The sequence below is a fragment of the Klebsiella quasipneumoniae subsp. quasipneumoniae genome, from assembly GCF_020525925.1.
GTDB lineage: Bacteria > Pseudomonadota > Gammaproteobacteria > Enterobacterales > Enterobacteriaceae > Klebsiella > Klebsiella quasipneumoniae.
The window spans coordinates 3,854,984-3,873,589 of sequence record NZ_CP084876.1; the positions used below are offsets into that span (position 1 = coordinate 3,854,984).

Here is an 18,606-nt window from a genome sequence, read left to right on the forward strand (position 1 = left end):
AAAGGGGTTGCTGGCTTACCTTACTGGAAAACCCGCCCCGCGAATATCAGGGGATGCTTACCGCAAAGGTTAGAAAAACTAACAAATTAGCGCCACGGGGTAGTCCGCCTGTCTCCCCTGTGTTATACCGACTGAGAGCGCCTGAAGCCCGTCCACTGTCTGCTCGCAGCGGCTTTAAAACCCGCTAACCCGGTAGTAACGTTAACGTATTGACGCCCTGACAAGAGAGATCACCATGGCAGATTTTCCCCCTGTCGCCAGCCTGCGCAGCTTTGAGGCGGTGGCGCGCCTCGGCAGCGTGACGCAGGCCGCCCACGAGATGAGCGTGACCCATTCGGCGGTCAGCCAGCACATCAAACAGCTGGAAGCCCTGGTCGGCGTCACACTGTTTGTCCGCCACGGCCGCGGGGTGCGCATCACGGAAGAGGGGCGGCTTTATGCCCTGCAAATCCGCGAGGCGTTACAGCACATCGCCGACGCCACGCGGATGGTGCAGATCAAACCCCGCACGATGGAACTGACCCTGGCGACGCTCCCCTCCTTTGGCTGCCACTGGCTGCTGCCGCGGCTGGCGCGCTTTCAGGCGCGGCATCCGCAGATCGCGGTGCGCCTGCTGACCAGCCTGGCGGTGGTTAACCTGCAGCAGGAGGGTATCGATCTGGCCATTCGCATGGGGCAAGGCGACTGGGAGGGGATGGAAAGCCGACATCTGTTTGCCGATGAACAGCTGGTGGTGGCCGCGCCGCACTATCGCGGCGGCGACCTGCCGACCACCCCGCAGGCGATCGCCGCCAGCGATATCGTTTTTTCCATGGAGTCCTGGAACGCCTGGTGCAGCCAGGCGGGGCTGGAAAAGACCATCATCCCTGCGGGCCTGCGCCTGAACGACTCCAACCTGGTGCTGGAGGCGGTTCGCCTGGGAGCGGGCGTGGCGCTGGAGCGGCGCTCGCTGGTGGCGGGGGCGATAGCCCGCGGCGAGCTGGTGCAGCTCACCGCCGTCACCGTCCCCTACCCCTGGCACTACTGGCTGACCGTCTCCCCGCAGGCGGAGAACCGCCCGGAAGTCGCCCGGTTCATCGCCTGGCTGGAGGAGGAGATCGCCCTCTGGCGCCAGCAGCTCAGCGCTTAGCCTTCCGCCGACGGCGGCAGGCCCGCCTGGGCGGCGTGCTCCTGGGAGAGACGCCAGAAATCGTGCCCGGCGGGATACTGATAGAGGCGCAGGGAAAATTGCCCGGCCACCGCGGTAATGTACTCAAATATCGCCGACTGGGTATTCTCGTAGTCTTTCCACAGCGTCGAAGAGGTAAAGCAGTAAATCTCTAACGGGATGCCCGACGGCGACGGTTTCAGCGTCCTCGCCACAATATACATCTCCTTAATAATATCCGGTCGCTCGGCGAGATAGTGCATCAGGTAGTGGCGAAACAGGGTCAGGTTGGTCAGGCCGTTATCGACAAACCAGCGGTCCGCCACGCCGCCGGGATCGCGACCGTCAAGCAGCGTGGTCAGAGGCTCGCTTACCCCGCGGATGGTCAGCATCGAGGAGAGCATCTCCTGGTTGAGAAAACGCACTGAGTGCTGATCGATGGCGATACTGCGCATGATCCGCCGCGCCCCGGAGGAGAACATCGCCTGCCAGTTGGTATAGGTCTCGGTGAGGAAATTCTTGGTGGGAATACGGGAAATGGTATTGTCCCAGTTACGGATGGTAATGGTGTGCAGCGCGATATCCGTCACCTCACCGCTGAGGTTTTTGTCAGGCATTTCAATCCAGTCCCCCAGCTGGAGCACGTCGTTGGACGACAGCTGAACGTTCGCCACCAGCGACAGCAGGGTATGCTGGAAGACGATCATCAGCACCGCCGCCACCGCCCCGAGACTGGAGATAATAATGATCGGCGATTTGTTCGACATCACGGCGAGGATCATAATCGCCGCCAGGATGTGGACTAAGATTTTGCCTATCTGGATATAGCCCTTAATGGAATGATTTTTACGTTTGGTTTTTCGCAGATAAGAGCTGTTGACAATATCCAGCATCTCGTTGAAAAACACCGACATAAAAATAAAAAACAAGATCCCGCAGATGGTATTAATCGCCGTCACCAGCGATGCCGGCATCGCTGGCATAAACTGCAGAACGTAATAGACGATAATAACCGGAATGAAATTGGACAACTTTTCGGCGATGCGTCGATCCTTCTCCAGCGGCACGTCCTGTTTATGGCTGCCAAAGAAGACCTTACGCACCACTTTAATCAGCAAGAACTTGCATAAAAGGTGGGCAAATATGCCAGAGAGCAGCAGCAGAATAAGGTTAAATCCCACCGCCAGCGCCGGATTACTCTCAATAAACGTCAGTAGATGATTCACATACGCCATGCTTTATCGCCTGAATAACTATGCCATTTCGCTAACTGCTTTATCACAAGGGCATATATTGGAAAATTTTAATCAATCCGCATCATGGCATATCGCTTAGCGTAACGTCCATGCGCGCACCGCTGCTAATCATTCGCGGGATTTATGTCATAGTTTGCATTAATCATTATCTACGCTCACTATAAAGAGGCTTGTTATGAGGACGGAATAAGTCCAGGAGGAAACATGTTTAAAACGCTTACCGCTATTATCGCCTTAGCCGCCTCCGCCAGCGTCATGGCGCAAGGCGACGTCACGCTGAACAGTCTGGCCCACGATACCGCCACCCGGGCGTCGTTTAACCAGATGGTCAAAGGCCATCAGCTGCCCGCCTGGGTGACCACCGGCGGCACCGGTTCGCCGGCGCAGACGGTGAAGCTGGGTAGCGAATCCTGGCAGGTGCTAAGCGCCTGCAAACCCCACGACTGCGGCCATGAGCGTATCGCGGTGATCTGGTCGGAAAAAACCAAACAGATGTCAGGCGTTTACTCGGTGGTCGATGAGAAAACCGACCAGGAGAAGCTGACCTGGCTTAACGTCAGCGACGCCCTGTCCATTGATGGCAAAACCGTGCTGTTTGCCGCCCTCAGCGGCAGCCTCGACAACCATCCGGACGCTTTTAACTACCAGTAACGGCCCGTCGCTCCCGTCAGTCTTTCCCCGACGGGGGCTCCCCTGACTAGCCATCCGGGAACATCACGCTGTTCCCCGGCGCTTCCCTGTGCAGATGGATAAAGTTCAGGTGCCGCTCGTACTGGTCGAGAATATCGGTGATCACCTGCTCTTTGCTGTAGTCCATCAGGTCGTTACCCTGGCTGCCCTCCAGCAGGAAGGTCTCCAGCCGGTAATAGGTGGATTTCCCGCTGCGCGCCCGATAGGTAAAGCCCGGCACCGAGTACTGCTGCGGCCAGATCTTGTAGATAAAGTTCTGCTCGTCGCCCATGTGCACCAGCAGATCGAGGTGACCAAGGTTCTCGCCCTCTTCCGGCGGCAGGCTCTTCAGTTCCACCGCGGCGCCGCGCAGCCGCAGCTCCTGGGCAACCTCCTCCATCGCCGGGAAGCACACCGTCTCCATCATCTGTTTGGTATAGCGCGTGCCCGGGTAATTCATCAGCCGCGACAGGCGCTTCTTCCAGCTCAGCCGATCCTGCAGGCCGAGCGGGCGCGGGGCAGTGTCGCGGCTGGCGCTGACCCGGCGGTAATCTTCCACCTTCAGGGACTTATACAGTCCGGCCATCACGAAGAAAATCACAAAGCTGAACGGCAGCCCCATGATCACCGTGGTGTTCTGCAGCGCCGAGATGCCGTTGGTCATCAGCATCCCGAGGGTCAACAGACCGATAGCCACCGACCAGAAGATGCGCAGCCAGTTCGGGGAGTCGCTGTTGATGTCCTTCAGCTTCGAGGTAAAGTTTCCCAGCACCAGCGCGCCGGAGTCGGCAGAGGTGACGTAGAACAGCAGACCGGTAATGGTCGCCACCGACGCGCTAAAGGTAAACGCCGGATACTGCGCCAGCAGGCTGTAGAAGCCGCGCTCCGGGTGGAGCATCGCCTCCCCGGCAAAGGCCGCGTCGCCGTGGATGATCTCATACAGCGCGCTGTTGCCGAACACCGACAGCCACAGCAGGGTAAAGGTGAACGGAATAATCAGGGTGCCCATCACAAACTGGCGGATGGTGCGCCCGCGCGAAATGCGCGCCAGGAACAGGCCAACGAACGGCGACCAGGCCACCCACCACGCCCAGAAAAAGAGCGTCCAGTTGTTCATCCACTCCACCGGGCGGTCGAAGGCGAAGCTGTTCAGCGTCATGCCCATAAAGCGGTTGACGTAGTCGCCGACGTTCAGCACTAACGCATTGAGCAGGAAGGAGGTATCGCCCATGAACAGCACGAACAGGATCAGCCCCAGCGCGAGGGCGACGTTCAGCTCGGAGAGCACGCGGATGCCCTTGTCCACCCCGGAGGTGACCGAGATGGTGGCGATGATCACCGACAGCGCTATCAGGGCCGCCTTCGCCGCCAGCGAGTCAGGAATATCGAACAGCACGCTCAGACCGTAGTTGAGCTGCACCACGCCAATGCCGAGGGTGGTGGCGATGCCGAAGATGGTGCCGATCACCGCCGCGATATCGACGCTGTGGCCGATGGGGCCATTAATCTTTTTCCCGAAGATAGGATAGAGCGCCGAGCGGATGGTGAGCGGTAAATTATAACGATAGCTAAAGTATCCCAGCGCCATGCCCATCAGGGCATACATCGACCAGCCGGTGAGTCCGTAGTGGAATAACGTCCACACCATCGCCTGGCGCGCCGCTTCGATGGTCTGCCCCGCCCCTTCCGGCGGCTGCATATATTGCGTCACCGGTTCGGCGACCGAGAAGAACATCAGGTCGATGCCGATCCCGGCGGCGAACAGCATCGCCGCCCAGCTCAGCAGGCTGAACTCGGGCTTAGACTGCTCCGGCCCGAGCTTCACCGAGCCGAAGCGCGAACAGGCAATGCAGACGACGAAGACGATATACAGCGTCGCCGCCAGCAGATAGTACCAGCCGAAGGTTTTCGACACCCAGTCCAGGGTGCGCCCAATCCACTCGGCAGAAAAATCGCGAAAAAAGATCGTCATCAGGGAAAACAACAAAATCAGTCCGGCCGAGGTATAAAAAACCACCGGATTGATTTTGTCCTTTTCTCTGTTTTGCGAAAGATCTGTCATCCAGTATCCCCACTGTTTTTGTAACTATTAAAATTCAATAACGTAACAATTAAGACACATTTTATATTGAACGTCCAATCAAAAACCGCTTTAATAGTTAACCAACGCTGATGAATGGAGTGGCAAAAATGCCCAAACTGGGGATGCAGCCAATCCGGCGCAGGCAACTGATCGACGCCACGCTGGACGCAATAAATGAAGTCGGAATGCACGACGCGACCATCGCGCAGATCGCCCGGCGAGCGGGCGTATCGACGGGGATCATCAGTCACTATTTCAAAGACAAAAATGGTCTGCTGGAAGCGACCATGCGCGACATCACCAGCCAGCTGCGCGACGCGGTGCTTAACCGTCTGCACGCCCTGCCGGACGGCAGCGCCGGAGAGCGTCTGCAGGCGATAGTCGGCGGCAACTTTGATGAGACGCAGATCAGCAGCGCGGCGATGAAGGCCTGGCTGGCCTTCTGGGCCAGCAGCATGCACCAGCCGATGCTCTACCGCCTGCAGCAGGTGAGCAGCCGCCGCCTGCTGTCAAACCTGGTGTACGAGTTCCGCCGCGAGCTGCCGCGCGAGCAGGCCCAGGAGGCCGGCTACGGGCTGGCGGCGCTGATAGACGGCCTGTGGCTGCGGGCGGCGCTCAGCGGCAAACCGCTGGATAAGACGCTGGCGCAGTCGCTGACCAGCCACTTTATTCGTCAGCATTTACCGAACCCATAACCGAGGAGGCGTTATGTCCCGAATGGCAGAACAGCAGCTTTATATTAATGGTGGTTATACATCGGCCACCAGCGGTCGCACCTTCGAGACCATCAACCCTGCCACTGGCGAGGTGCTGGCGACCGTTCAGGCTGCCGGACGCGAGGATGTCGACCGCGCCGTTGAGAGCGCGCGGCGCGGGCAAAAAATCTGGGCGGCGATGACCGCCATGGAACGCTCGCGCATCCTGCGTCGCGCCGTCGATATCCTGCGCGAGCGGAACGACGAGCTGGCAAAGCTGGAAACCCTCGACACCGGTAAAGCGTATTCCGAAACCTCAACCGTGGACATCGTCACCGGCGCCGACGTGCTGGAGTATTACGCGGGGCTGATCCCGGCGCTGGAAGGCAGTCAGATCCCCCTGCGCAAGACATCGTTCGTCTACACCCGCCGCGAACCGCTGGGTGTGGTGGCCGGGATCGGCGCGTGGAACTATCCGATCCAGATCGCCCTGTGGAAATCGGCGCCAGCGCTGGCCGCCGGCAATGCAATGATTTTCAAACCGAGCGAAGTCACCCCGCTCACCGCCCTCAGGCTGGCGGAAATTTACAGCGAAGCGGGCCTGCCGGACGGGGTGTTTAACGTCCTGCCGGGCGTGGGTGCGGAGACCGGCCAGTACCTGACTGAACATCCGGGCATCGCTAAAGTCTCCTTTACCGGCGGCGTCGCCAGCGGCAAAAAGGTGATGGCCAACTCCGCAGCCTCATCGCTGAAAGAGGTCACCATGGAGCTGGGCGGTAAATCGCCGCTGATTATTTTCGACGATGCGGATCTCGATCTCGCGGCCGACATCGCCATGATGGCCAACTTCTTCAGCTCCGGCCAGGTGTGCACCAACGGCACCCGCGTGTTCGTCCCCGCGAAGGTGAAGGCGGCGTTTGAGCAGAAAATCGTTGAGCGCGTGGGCCGCATCCGCGCGGGCGATCTGTTCGATGAAACCACCAACTTTGGCCCGCTGGTCAGCTTCCCGCACCGTGACAATGTGCTGCGCTACATCGCCAAAGGCAAAGCAGAAGGCGCGCGCGTGCTGTGCGGCGGCGACGTGCTGAAGGGCGAAGGCTTTGACAACGGCGCATGGGTGGCCCCGACGGTGTTTACCGACTGCACCGATGAGATGACCATCGTGCGCGAGGAGATCTTCGGCCCGGTGATGTCCATCCTCACCTACGCGTCCGAAGAAGAAGCGATCCGCCGCGCCAACGATACCGACTACGGTCTGGCGGCGGGTATCGTCACTGCCGACCTGAACCGCGCCCACGGCGCCATTCATCAGCTGGAAGCCGGCATCTGCTGGATCAACAGCTGGGGGGAATCCCCGGCGGAGATGCCGGTCGGCGGTTATAAGCACTCCGGTATTGGCCGCGAGAACGGCGTGATGACCCTGCAGAGTTACACCCAGGTGAAGTCCATCCAGGTTGAGATGGGTAAATTCCAGTCCATATTTTAACCGGGAGGTTTTTTTGCAATTTGACTACATCATTATTGGCGCCGGATCCGCCGGCAACGTTCTGGCGACACGACTGACTGAAGATCCAAACACCACCGTCCTGCTGCTGGAGGCCGGCGGCCCGGACTACCGGTTCGATTTTCGCACCCAGATGCCCGCCGCGCTGGCTTACCCGCTGCAGGGCAAACGCTACAACTGGGCCTACGAGACCGAACCGGAGCCCTATATGAACCACCGCCGCATGGAGTGCGGGCGCGGCAAAGGGCTCGGCGGCTCCTCGCTGATTAACGGCATGTGCTACATTCGCGGCAACGCTCTGGACCTCGATAACTGGGCCGCCGCCCCGGGACTGGAACACTGGAGCTATCTCGACTGCCTGCCCTACTACCGGAAAACGGAAACCCGCGATATCGGGCCCAACGACTATCACGGCGGCGATGGCCCGGTGAGCGTCACCACGCCGAAGCCGGGCAATAATCCGCTCTTCGAGGCGATGGTTGAAGCCGGGGTGCAGGCGGGGTATCCGCGCACCGACGATCTCAACGGCTACCAACAGGAAGGCTTTGGTCCGATGGACCGCACCGTGACGCCGCAGGGCCGTCGCGCCAGCACCGCCCGCGGCTATCTCGACCAGGCGCGCGGTCGCCCCAACCTGACCATCCGCACCCATGCGCTGACCGATCACATTATTTTTTCCGGCAAGCGCGCGGTGGGCGTCGAGTGGCTGGAGGGGGAAAGCACTATCCCGTCAAAAGCGACGGCCAACAAAGAGGTGCTGCTGTGCGCCGGGGCGATTGCCTCGCCGCAGATCCTGCAGCGCTCCGGCGTCGGCAACCCCGAGCTGCTCAGGCAGTTCGATATCCCGGTGGTGCACGATCTCCCCGGCGTGGGTGAGAATCTGCAGGACCATCTGGAGATGTACCTGCAGTACGAGTGCAAAGAGCCGGTGTCGCTCTACCCGGCGCTGCAGTGGTGGAACCAGCCGAAGATCGGCGCCGAGTGGCTGTTCGGCGGCACCGGGATCGGCGCCAGCAACCAGTTCGAAGCGGGCGGTTTTATCCGCAGCCGCGCAGAGTTCGCCTGGCCGAACATTCAGTACCATTTCCTGCCGGTGGCGATTAACTACAATGGCTCCAACGCGGTGAAAGAGCACGGCTTCCAGTGCCACGTCGGCTCGATGCGTTCCCCCAGCCGCGGCCACGTGCGTCTGAAGTCGCGCGACCCGCACGCCCACCCGGCGATCCTGTTTAACTATATGTCCCATGAGCAGGACTGGCAGGAGTTCCGCGACGCCATTCGCATCACCCGGGAGATCATGAACCAGCCGGCGCTGGATAAGTATCGCGGCCGCGAAATCAGCCCGGGTATTGACTGCCAGAGCGATGCCGAGCTGGATGAGTTTGTGCGCAACCACGCCGAGACCGCCTTCCACCCGTGCGGGACCTGTAAGATGGGTTACGACGAAATGGCGGTGGTCGACGGCGAAGGCCGGGTCCACGGTCTGGAAGGCGTGCGGGTGGTCGATGCGTCAATTATGCCGCAGATCATCACCGGCAACCTGAACGCCACCACCATTATGATCGGCGAGAAGATGGCTGACGCCATTCGCGGCCGTCAGCCGCTGCCGCGCAGTACCGCGGCGTATTATGTCGCTGGCGACGCGCCGGTTCGCCGCTAATCGTTTAGGCCGGACGGCGGCTATGCCTTGCCCGGCCTACGGTCCGGGCGGCCAGCGGTTAATGTAGCCACTTACGCCACCGGTATCGGCGGCGTCAAAATCGCAGAGGCGTTCCCGGAAGGTCGGGACAGCCTCTGATGTTAGCGAAACGCCTCCAGGCGTTTGATCTGCCGCCCGTCGGCAGTAAAGTTTTCCGCCGCCAGCCATGCCCGCAGCGCCGCATCGCGCGCAGGCCACTCGCCATCGATGATGGACAGCATATCGCTGTCGCGCGTCCGCCCTTTGCGCACCAGCCTCTGCCGCAGGCGCCCTTCCCAGCTAAAGCCCAGCCGCTCGGCGGCCCGGCGCGAGGCGACATTCATCGAATCGCATTTCCACTCCAGCCGACGGTAGCCATGATCAAAGCCGTTCTTCAGCAACAGCCAGACCGCTTCGGTACCCAGCGGGGTGTTTTTCATCCGTCGCGACCAGGTGACATGGCCGATCTCAACCGTGCCCATTTCCCGTTCGATCGCCATATAGCTGACGATACCCACCGCCTGCTCGCTACGCAGGTCAATCACCGCGTACGGCACCAGGGCATCATCATTCACCTTGCCCGCGATCCAGTGGGCGGTCGCCGCCACGCTCTCCGGCCGCGTAGACGCCAGCCACGTCCAGTCGCTGTTGTCGCCGAGCGCATAGGCGGCAAACAGATCCGCCGCATGACGGTCAACGTCCAGCGGCTCCAGTCGACAAAAACGGCCATTTAACGCCGTTCGCCGCAGGACTCGCGCCCCCTGCCAGCCAGGGACAAGGTCGTTCACCTGCTGGCCAAACTCATTGATTTCCGGCACACCCACCTCCTCGCAATAGACAATGCGTTATAGCAAGAAGCCAGCAGCGGAGAAAGGCGCTTCTGCACGCCTGGCAATAACCTGTCGTTCTTGATTATGCGTTTTTAGCATAAGGATATCCTTATTTTGACTTTACGCCTTTTGGCAAGCGGCCTAACGTAGCGAAGCATAAAAAATTAAAATAACCATTTTTCAGGGATTGCATATGACCAAGAAACTGTTGCCTTTACTGGTACTGACGGCGCTCTCCGCCGCCGCGCATGCCGCCACGCCGCCCAACACGCTGGTGGTCGCCCAGGGTCTCGACGATATCGTCAGCCTCGACCCGGCGGAAGCGAACGAACTCTCCAGCATTCAGACGGTGCCCAGCCTCTACCAGCGTCTGGTACAGCCAGACCGCAACAACCCTGAAAAAATCGTACCGATCCTCGCCGAAAGCTGGCAGGCCGACCCGGCGGCGAAAACCCTGACCATTAAACTGAAGCCGGATGCCAAATTCGCCTCCGGTAATCCACTGCGCCCGGAAGATGTGATTTTCTCTTACACCCGCGCGGTGACGCTGAATAAATCGCCGGCGTTTATTCTCAACGTGCTCGGCTGGCAGCCGGACAACATCGCCAGCCAGCTGAAAAAGGTTGACGACCATACCCTGACGCTGCACTGGACTGCCGACGTCAGCCCGGCGGTGGCGCTGAATATTCTCTCCACCCCCATCGCCTCCATCGTTGATGAAAAACAGGTGGCGCCGAACGCGAAAAATAACGACTTCGGCAACGACTGGCTGAAGATGCACTCGGCGGGCAGCGGCGCCTATAAAATGCGCGTCTACCAGCCGCATCAGGCCATCGTGCTGGAAGCCAACGCCAGCTCCCCCACCGGCGCGCCGAAGATCAAGAGCATCATTATTAAAAACGTCCCCGACCCGGCTTCCCGCCGCCTGCTGATCCAGCAGGGGGATGCCGACGTGGCGCGCGATCTCGGCGCTGACCAGATTGCCGCCCTGCAAGATAAACCCGGCGTGAAGGTGCTGAGCATCCCGTCCGCCGAGCAGAACTATCTGGTGTTTAATACCGCCAACAGCGCCAACCCGCTGCTCAATAATCCGGCCTTCTGGGAGGCGGCGCGCTGGCTGGTCGATTATGAGGGCATTACCAAAAATCTGCTGAAAGGCCAGTACTTTATTCACCAAAGCTTCCTGCCGGCCGGCCTGCCGGGGGCGCTGGAGACCAATCCATTCGCCTTCGACCCGCAAAAAGCTAAGGCTATCCTTGATAAAGCGGGCATTAAGGATGCGCACTTCACCCTCGACGTGGAGAACAAACCGCCGTTTATCACCATCGCCCAGTCGCTGCAGGCCAGCTTTGCCCAGGGCGGGGTGAAGGTAGATCTCCTGCCGGCCGCCGGCAGCCAGGTCTATGCCCGGGTGCGCGCGAAGCAGCATCAGGCGGCGATCCGCCTGTGGATCCCCGACTACTTTGATGCCCATTCCAACGCCAGCGCCTTCGCGTGGAACGATGGTAAATCCAGCACCGTGGCCGGGCTCAACGGCTGGCAGATCCCTGAGCTGAATAAAGCCACCCTCGCCGCGGTGGCGGAGCCGGACCCGGCGAAACGCCTCGACCTGTACAAAACGATGCAGGAAACCCTGCTGCAGCATTCGCCATACGTCTTTATTGACCAGGGGAAAACCCAGATCGTGGTGCGCGATAACGTGAAGGGCTATCAGCAGGGGCTGAACGCCGACATGGTCTGGTACGATAACGTGACCAAGTAAGCGGGTTATGTTACCGGGCACGGCGGTCTCGCCCTGCCCGGATGACCGTTTCTCCACCCGGACCCGGTGGGCGTCGCGCCGCCGGGAACCATGTTGATATACCAGGAATTTCCATTTTCCATGCCATCGTTTTCCACTCATCTTACCCGCCTGCTGCAGGGGCTGTTGACCCTGCTGCTGACGCTGTTCGGGCTGCTGCTGGTCACCTTTTCGCTCTCCGCGCTGTCGCCGGTCGACCGCGTACTGCAGATCGTCGGCGACCATGCCAGCCAGTCGACCTATGATCAGGTTCGCCATCAGTTGGGTCTCGACCAGCCGCTGCCGGTGCAGTTCTGGCACTATCTGGTCAACCTGGCCCATGGCGATCTCGGTATCGCCAGCGCCACCGGCCAGCCGGTGCTCCACGATCTGCTGGCGGTCTTCCCGGCGACCCTTGAGCTGGCGACCCTGGCGCTGATCGTCGGCGCGGTACTGGGCATCGTCGCCGGGGTGCTGTGCGCCCGTTACGCCGGTTCGCCGTGGGATCTGGCGGTGCGCACCTTTACCCTGTTGGGCAACTCGGTGCCGATATTCTGGCTCGGCCTGCTGATGCTGGCCCTGTTCTACGCCCGGCTGCAGTGGGCGCCGGGCCCGGGTCGTCTCGACGATATTTATCAGTACACCGTCGAGCCGCGCAGCGGTTTTGCGCTGATCGACACCTGGCTCTCCGGCGATACAGCGGCTTTCAAAAATGCTATCGGCCATCTGCTGCTGCCGGGGCTGGTGCTGGCCTATTACTCGCTGGCGAGCATCACCCGTCTGACCCGCTCCGCCTGTCTCAGTGAAATGAACAAAGAGTACATTCTGCTGGCGCGGGCCAAAGGGGCCGGTGAGATGACGATTCTGCTGCGTCACGTTCTGCCCAATATCCGCGGCACCCTGCTGACGGTAACCGCCCTCGCCTGGACCTCAATGCTCGAAGGGGCGGTGCTCACCGAAACCGTCTTCTCATGGCCGGGGATCGGTCGCTACCTCACCACCGCGCTGTTCGCCGGAGATACCACGGCGATCATGGGCGGCACGCTGCTGATCGGCGTGAGTTTTGTGCTGATCAATAACCTGACCGACCTGCTGGTGCGGTTAACCGACCCGAGGGTGCGCTGATGCCGACTTATCTGTTTTTACGCCGTCTGCGCCGCTCACCCGCCGCCTTCTGCGGTCTGACCCTGGTGATCCTGTTGGTGCTGACCGCGCTGTTCGCCCCGTGGCTGGCGCCGCACGATCCCAACTGGCAGGATGCCGCCGCCCGTCTGCAGGGGCCGGGCGCGGGGCACTGGCTCGGCACCGACAGCTACGGCCGCGATCTGCTGTCGCGCCTGCTCTACGGCGCCCGTCCGGCGCTGGGTCTGGTCGCGCTGGTGACCGCCATTACCCTGCCCGTCGGTCTGCTGGTGGGTATTCTCTCCGGCTACTATGGCGGGTGGCTGGAGCGGATACTGATGCGCTTTACCGACGTGGTGATGTCGATGCCGCGGCTGATCCTCGCCTTCGCGTTCGTGGCGATGCTCGGCCCGGGGCTGGTCAACGGCGCGCTGGCGTTAGCCCTGACTACCTGGCCGGCCTACGCCCGGCAGGCGCGCAGCGAAATTCAGCGCCTGCGCCATAGCGATTACCTCGCCGCGGCGGAGATGCTGGGCATCCGCGGCTGGCGGCTGCTGGTCGGCCATATTCTGCCGCTGTGTCTGCCGTCGGCGATTGTCCGGCTGGCGCTCGATCTGGCGGGCATTATCCTCGCCGCCGCCGGGCTCGGCTTTCTCGGCCTGGGCGCCCGCCCGCCGATGGCGGAGTGGGGAGCGATGATTGCCGACGGGATGCAGGTGATTTTCGATCAGTGGTGGATCGCCGCCATCCCCGGCGCGGCGATCCTGCTCGCCAGCCTGGCGTTTAACCTGCTGGGCGATGGCCTGCGCGATATTCTGGAGCCGCAACATGACTGACATCCGACTGACCGTCCAGGGACTCGCCGTCGACTACCCCACCGCCCGGGTGGTGGACAACGTCAGCTTCACCCTCGGCAACGAGCGGCTGGCGCTGGTGGGGGAATCCGGCTCCGGCAAATCGATGACCGCCCGGGCGCTGATGGGCCTGGTGCGCAAGCCCGGGGTGGTGAGTGCCGAACGGCTGGAGGTGCTGGGGCGCGATGTGCTGACCCTCAGCGCCCGCGGCTGGCGCGAACTGCGCGGCAACGATATCGCCATGGTGCTGCAGGATCCGCGCTATGCGCTGAATCCGGTGCAGTCCATTCAGACGCAGCTGGAGGAGGCGTTAACCCTGCATCAGCGTCTCCGCCGCCGCGCTCGCGCCGAGGCGGTCAAAGACGCCATCGCCGCCGTCGGTCTGGATCTCCCGGTCCTCAGCCGCTATCCCGGCGAGCTCTCCGGCGGGATGGGGCAGCGGGTAATGATCGCCCTCGCGCTGCTCAATAACCCGAGGGTGCTGATAGCCGACGAGCCGACCTCGGCCCTTGACGCCCGCCTGCGCAACCAGATCCTCGAGCTGCTGGTGGAGCAGTGCGCGCAGCGGCAGATGGCCATGTTACTGATCAGCCACGATCTACCGCTGGTGGCCGCGCATTGCGATCGCGTGCTGGTGATGTACCAGGGGAGACAGCTCGATGAGATGCCGGCGCGGGCGCTGCCGACCGCGACGCACCCTTATACCCGCACCCTGTGGACCTGCCGGCCAAATGCGCAAACCTACGGTCAGATGCTGCCGACCCTCGACAGAACCCAGGACTTTACGGAGACGACCCATGGCGATCGTTAATCTTAAGGATCTACAGGTAACATTCGGCGCGAAGACGGCGGTTTCCGCCGCCAGTTTCCGTGTCGACGCCGGGGAAACCTTCAGCCTGATCGGCGCCTCGGGCTGCGGCAAATCGACGATTTTGCGCGTGCTCGCCGGATTACAGCGCGAATGGCGCGGCAGCATGGCGCTGCTGGGCCAGGCCATCGCGCCGGGCGCCCGCTTTCAGGGCGAGCTGCGACGCAATGTGCAGATGGTGTTTCAGGATCCGTATGCTTCGCTGCATCCCAACCACACCCTGTGGCGCACCCTGGCGGAGCCGCTGCAGATCCATGGCATCCGCGACGTTGCCCCGCGGGTAACCACCGCCCTTGAGCAGGTGGGTCTGGCCGCCGACGCCGCACGCCGCTATCCGCACCAGCTCTCCGGCGGTCAACGGCAGCGCGTGGCCATTGCCCGTGCCCTGCTGCTGCGTCCGCAGATCCTGCTGCTGGATGAGCCGACCTCGGCGCTGGATATGTCGGTGCAGGCGGAAATCCTCAATTTGCTTAATCGCCTGAAACAGGAGCACGGCATGACCTATCTGCTGGTCAGCCACGATGCCGATGTCATCGCCCATATGTCCGATCGGGCGGCGTTTATGGCGGAGGGTGTGATCCAGCGCTTTTTCGATCGCGAAGCGCTGCTCAACGGGGAACACCGGATGAAGTGAGGTCAGCGGAGGAGCCGTTGTTTTGTCGGTGGCGCTTCGCTTACCCGACCTGGGTGCCGTGCGCTCGTCGTTAATTTATTCACCAGCCTTGCTGAAACTGCCGGTGCTGACGGCCTCAACATCGCTGAGACGTTCCCGGAAGGCCGGGGCAGCCCGCATGGATGCGGGCTGAGGGCCGTGTTTTGCACGGACGCTGCCTCGGCCCGACCCGAAGCCTGCAGGGATAAGTCGAAGGTACCACGCAGTGGCGATTTTGCTGGCCGGAGCCCGGGGGTACAGGGGGCGGCGGCGACTGGCCGCCCCCTGTGCGCTCCCTGCGCCATAAGGGACATAACGCAGAAGACTAACCGGGAGCGCAATCTGCCCGGAATTAACATAGAAGTTGTAGCCCTGCCAGGCGCAGTGCGAACAAGGACATTTCCGGTTGTGCCGTTATTTTGCCGGGTGGCGGCTGCGCCTGACCCGGCCTACAGGGTTCGTGCGACCTGTCGTTAATATATTCACCATGGTTGCTGAAACTGCCGGTGTTGGCGGCCTCAAAATCGCTGAGACGTTCCCGGAAGGCCGGGGCAGCCCGCATGGATGCGGGCTGAGGGCCGTGTTTTGCATGGACGCTGCCTCGGCCCGACCCGAAGCCTGCAGGGATAAGTCGAAGGGACCGCGCAGCGGCGATTTTGCTGGCCGGAGCCCGGGGGTACAGGGGGCGGCGGCGACTGGCCGCCCCCTGTGCGCTACCTGCGCCATAAGGGACATAACGCAGAAGACTAACCGGGAGCGCAATCTGCCCGGAATTAACATAGAAGTTGTAGCCCTGCCAGGCGCAGTGCGAACAAGGACATTTCCGGTTGTACCGTTATTTTGCCGGGTGGCGGCTGCGCCTTACCCGGCCTACAGGATCCACTCACAGGCTCACACCCCGTAGGCCCGTGCAAGCGCAGCGCCGCCGGGCAAGATATCAGGCACGGTATCCGTGGTGTTGCCGGGTGGCGGCTGCGCCTTACCCGGCCTACAGGGTTCGTGCGACCTGTCGTTAATATATTCACCATGGTTGCTGAAACTGCCGGTGCTGGCGGCCTCAAAATCGCTGAGACGTTCCCGGAAGGCCGGGGCAGCCCGCATGGATGCGGGCTGAGGGCCGTGTTTTGCATGGACGCTGCCTCGGCCCGACCCGAAGCCTGCAGGGATAAGTCGAAGGGACCGCGCAGCGGCGATTTTGCTGGCCGGAGCCCGGGGGTACAGGGGGCGGCGGCGACTGGCCGCCCCCTGTGCGCTCCCTGCGCCATAAGGGACATAACGCAGAAGACTAACCGGGAGCGCAATCTGCCCGGAATTAACATAGAAGTTGTAGCCCTGCCAGGCGCAGTGCGAACAAGGACATTTCCGGTTGTGCCGTTATTTTGCCGGGTGGCGGCTGCGCCTTACCCGGCCTACAGTTCCCTCTCACAGGCTCATACCTCGTAGGCCCGGTAAGCGCAGCGCCACCGGGCGATGACAGCAGGCACTGAGCCGCTTTTATGCCGGGTGGCGGCTGCGCCTTACCCGGCCTACAGGCTCACACCCCGTAGGCCCGTGCAAGCGCAGCGCCGCCGGGCAAGATATCAGGCACGGTATCCTTGATTTCGCCGGGTGGCGGCTGCGCCTTACCCGGCCTGGGGCCCCAAATCACCGCTGGCGCTGGGGTCGCTGAAACTGCCGGTGCTGGCGCCCTCAAAATCGCTGAGACGTTCCCGGCAGGCCGGGGGTACAGGGGGCGGCGGCGACTGGCCGCCCCCTGTGCGCTCCCTGCGCCGTAAGAGACATAACGCAGAAAATTAACCGGGAGCGCAATCTGCCCGGAATTGACATAACGCAGACGATTAGCCGGGAGCGCAAACTACGCTGAAGCCACAGATAACATAAAAAACCACACGGCAGCGCTTCCCCTCCCCCTGGCCCTCTCCCGGAGGGAAAGGGAACCGTCCGGCGGTCGCTTCCACTACCCTCCCCTACTTCGCCAGGCTGGCAAAGCGGGCGAAGACCGCATCAAAAATCCCCAAGCCCTGCGCCACCTGCTCAGCAGTAATGGTGCACGGCGGTACCACATGAATGCGGTTCTCCACCACAAAGGCCAGCAGCCCGGCTTCGGTCAGGGCCCCTTTGATCGCGGCCATGTCGGCGGCGGTCAACGGCGTTTTTTGTTCGCGGCTGCTCACCAGCTCCAGTGCCTGGAACAGGCCGCGACCGCGCACCTCGCCGATAATGGCGTGCTTCTCCGCCAGCGCCTCGAGACCGGGGCGCAGCACCTCGTTGCCGATATAGGCCGCGTTCTCAACCACCTTCTCCTCTTTCATCGCGTCGATGGTGGCGACAATCGCCGCCATCGCCAGCGGATGGCCGGAGTAGGTCAACCCCCCGGCAAAGAAGTGATCGTCAAAATAGCGGGCAATCGGCTCGCTAATCAGCACCCCGCCCGCCGGCACGTAGCCGGCGTTAACCCCCTTGGCAAAGGTCACCAGATCCGGCACCACGCCATCCTGTTCGAAGGCGAACCAGCTGCCGGTACGACCAAAGCCGGCCATCACCTCATCGAGGATCAGCATGATGCCAAACTCGTCGGCCAGCGCGCGCACGCCCTGCATATAGCCTGCCGGCGGCACGAGGATCCCGGCGGTGCCGGGGATGGACTCCAGCAGGATCGCCGCGATAGCCGTCGGCCCCTCGCATTCAATGATCCGCCGCAGATGGGCCAGCGCGCGCTGGCACTCCTCCTCCTCGGTCGCAGCGTTGAACTCGCTGCGGTAAAGGTAAGGATTGAAGAAGTGCACATGGCCGCGGGAAAACTCATTCGGCACCCGGCGCCAGTCGCCGGTGGCGGCGATCGCGCTGCCGGTGTTGCCATGGTAGGAGCGATAGGCCGACAGCACCTTGTCGCGTCCGGTATACAGCCGCGCCATGCGAATCGCGTTCTCATTGGCATCCGCCCCGGCGTTGGTGAAAAACACCTTGCTGAAGCCCGCCGGCGCCAGGTCGACGATGCGCTTCGCCGCTTCGCCGCGGGCAAGGTTGGCGGTAGCGGGCGCGATGGTGACCAGGGTCTCCAGCTGCGCCTTCATGGCCGCCAGCACCCGGGGATGTTGATAGCCAATGTTGACGTTCACCAGCTGGCTGCTGAAGTCGAGCCAGGTGTTCCCCTCATAATCCCATAGCTCGCAGCCTTGCGCCCCGGCGATGACCAGCGGGTTGAGATTGCCCTGCATCGACCATGAATGAAACACATAGGCGCGATCCAATTGCCGAACTTCGTCATTGCTTACCGCGACCTCGTTGTGAATTGCCAGCTTCATACCCTGCCCTCTCTCATGTCGTAGTGGTTGACTTCATCATTGGCCGCGGCCGCGCAAATCGGATAGAGCCAGTGTGCGCAAAACGATGTGACACGGTGTCACATCCCCGCCCGTCGTCTGGCCCTGTGCCTTGCCGTCCGGCGTTTTTATAGTGAAGGGACAA

General features: G+C 61.8%; 14 protein-coding genes. 10 read left to right on the top strand and 4 right to left on the bottom strand.

Annotated features, from left to right (window positions below; genetic code table 11):
* The first annotated feature begins 235 nt into the window (after positions 1–235).
* Positions 236–1,129, top strand: a complete 894-nt coding sequence (locus LGM20_RS18625) for a LysR substrate-binding domain-containing protein (protein WP_023288763.1) — start codon at positions 236–238, stop codon at positions 1,127–1,129.
* Here the strand turns inward: LGM20_RS18625 and LGM20_RS18630 are convergent.
* On the bottom strand, positions 1,126–2,382 hold the full coding sequence (locus LGM20_RS18630) for a mechanosensitive ion channel family protein (RefSeq protein WP_044521528.1): 1,257 nt from the start codon (positions 2,380–2,382) through the stop codon (positions 1,126–1,128). The genes LGM20_RS18625 and LGM20_RS18630 overlap by 4 nt on opposite strands.
* A 225-nt stretch (positions 2,383–2,607) precedes the next feature.
* Here LGM20_RS18630 and ivy point away from each other — a divergent pair, with 225 nt between their 5' ends.
* Complete coding sequence (gene ivy, locus LGM20_RS18640; protein ID WP_023288761.1) at positions 2,608–3,054, top strand: Ivy family C-type lysozyme inhibitor; 447 nt, start codon at positions 2,608–2,610, stop codon at positions 3,052–3,054.
* A gap of 46 nt (positions 3,055–3,100) precedes the next feature.
* On the opposite strand, the gene betT is transcribed toward ivy, so the two are convergent.
* Positions 3,101–5,134, bottom strand: coding sequence for a choline BCCT transporter BetT (gene betT, locus LGM20_RS18645; RefSeq protein ID WP_023288760.1), 2,034 nt, complete (start codon positions 5,132–5,134; stop codon positions 3,101–3,103).
* 128 nt (positions 5,135–5,262) lie between these two features.
* On the opposite strand from betT, the gene betI reads away from it, so the two are divergent.
* The 3 genes from betI to betA are packed head-to-tail and all read left to right on the top strand — an operon-like array spanning position 5,263 to position 9,014.
* Entirely contained in the window at positions 5,263–5,850 is a 588-nt protein-coding gene (gene betI, locus LGM20_RS18650; RefSeq protein WP_023288759.1) for a transcriptional regulator BetI, read from the top strand.
* Between the two features lie 13 nt (positions 5,851–5,863).
* Positions 5,864–7,336, top strand: coding sequence for a betaine-aldehyde dehydrogenase (gene betB / locus LGM20_RS18655; protein WP_044521525.1), 1,473 nt, complete (start codon positions 5,864–5,866; stop codon positions 7,334–7,336).
* 13 nt (positions 7,337–7,349) lie between these two features.
* The gene (betA, locus tag LGM20_RS18660; RefSeq protein WP_044521524.1) at positions 7,350–9,014 is read left to right on the top strand and encodes a choline dehydrogenase; all 1,665 of its coding nucleotides are present in this window, start codon (positions 7,350–7,352) and stop codon (positions 9,012–9,014) included.
* A 140-nt stretch (positions 9,015–9,154) separates the two neighbouring features.
* On the opposite strand, the gene LGM20_RS18665 is transcribed toward betA, so the two are convergent.
* Positions 9,155–9,850, bottom strand: a complete 696-nt coding sequence (locus tag LGM20_RS18665) for a GNAT family N-acetyltransferase (protein WP_044521523.1) — start codon at positions 9,848–9,850, stop codon at positions 9,155–9,157.
* A gap of 205 nt (positions 9,851–10,055) precedes the next feature.
* On the opposite strand from LGM20_RS18665, the gene LGM20_RS18670 reads away from it, so the two are divergent.
* The 5 genes from LGM20_RS18670 to LGM20_RS18690 all read left to right on the top strand — a co-directional run bounded on the left by LGM20_RS18670 (position 10,056) and on the right by LGM20_RS18690 (position 15,120).
* Complete coding sequence (locus LGM20_RS18670) at positions 10,056–11,624, top strand: ABC transporter substrate-binding protein (protein ID WP_032455044.1); 1,569 nt, start codon at positions 10,056–10,058, stop codon at positions 11,622–11,624.
* A 120-nt stretch (positions 11,625–11,744) separates the two neighbouring features.
* Positions 11,745–12,767 carry an ABC transporter permease gene (locus tag LGM20_RS18675; protein WP_044521521.1) on the top strand — a complete coding sequence of 341 codons (1,023 nt, stop codon included), beginning with the start codon at positions 11,745–11,747 and terminating at the stop codon, positions 12,765–12,767.
* Positions 12,767–13,600: an ABC transporter permease gene (locus LGM20_RS18680; protein WP_032455042.1), complete on the top strand. Its 834-nt coding sequence runs from the start codon at positions 12,767–12,769 to the stop codon at positions 13,598–13,600. The genes LGM20_RS18675 and LGM20_RS18680 overlap by 1 nt, the downstream gene beginning before the upstream one ends.
* Entirely contained in the window at positions 13,593–14,429 is an 837-nt protein-coding gene (locus tag LGM20_RS18685; protein ID WP_044521518.1) for an ABC transporter ATP-binding protein, read from the top strand. Before LGM20_RS18680 ends, LGM20_RS18685 begins: the two co-directional genes overlap by 8 nt.
* Entirely contained in the window at positions 14,416–15,120 is a 705-nt protein-coding gene (locus LGM20_RS18690) for an ABC transporter ATP-binding protein (RefSeq protein WP_023288751.1), read from the top strand. Before LGM20_RS18685 ends, LGM20_RS18690 begins: the two co-directional genes overlap by 14 nt.
* Before the next feature lie 1,985 nt (positions 15,121–17,105).
* On the opposite strand, the gene LGM20_RS18695 is transcribed toward LGM20_RS18690, so the two are convergent.
* The gene (locus LGM20_RS18695; RefSeq protein WP_044521509.1) at positions 17,106–18,443 is read right to left on the bottom strand and encodes an aspartate aminotransferase family protein; all 1,338 of its coding nucleotides are present in this window, start codon (positions 18,441–18,443) and stop codon (positions 17,106–17,108) included.
* Positions 18,444–18,606 lie beyond the last annotated feature (163 nt).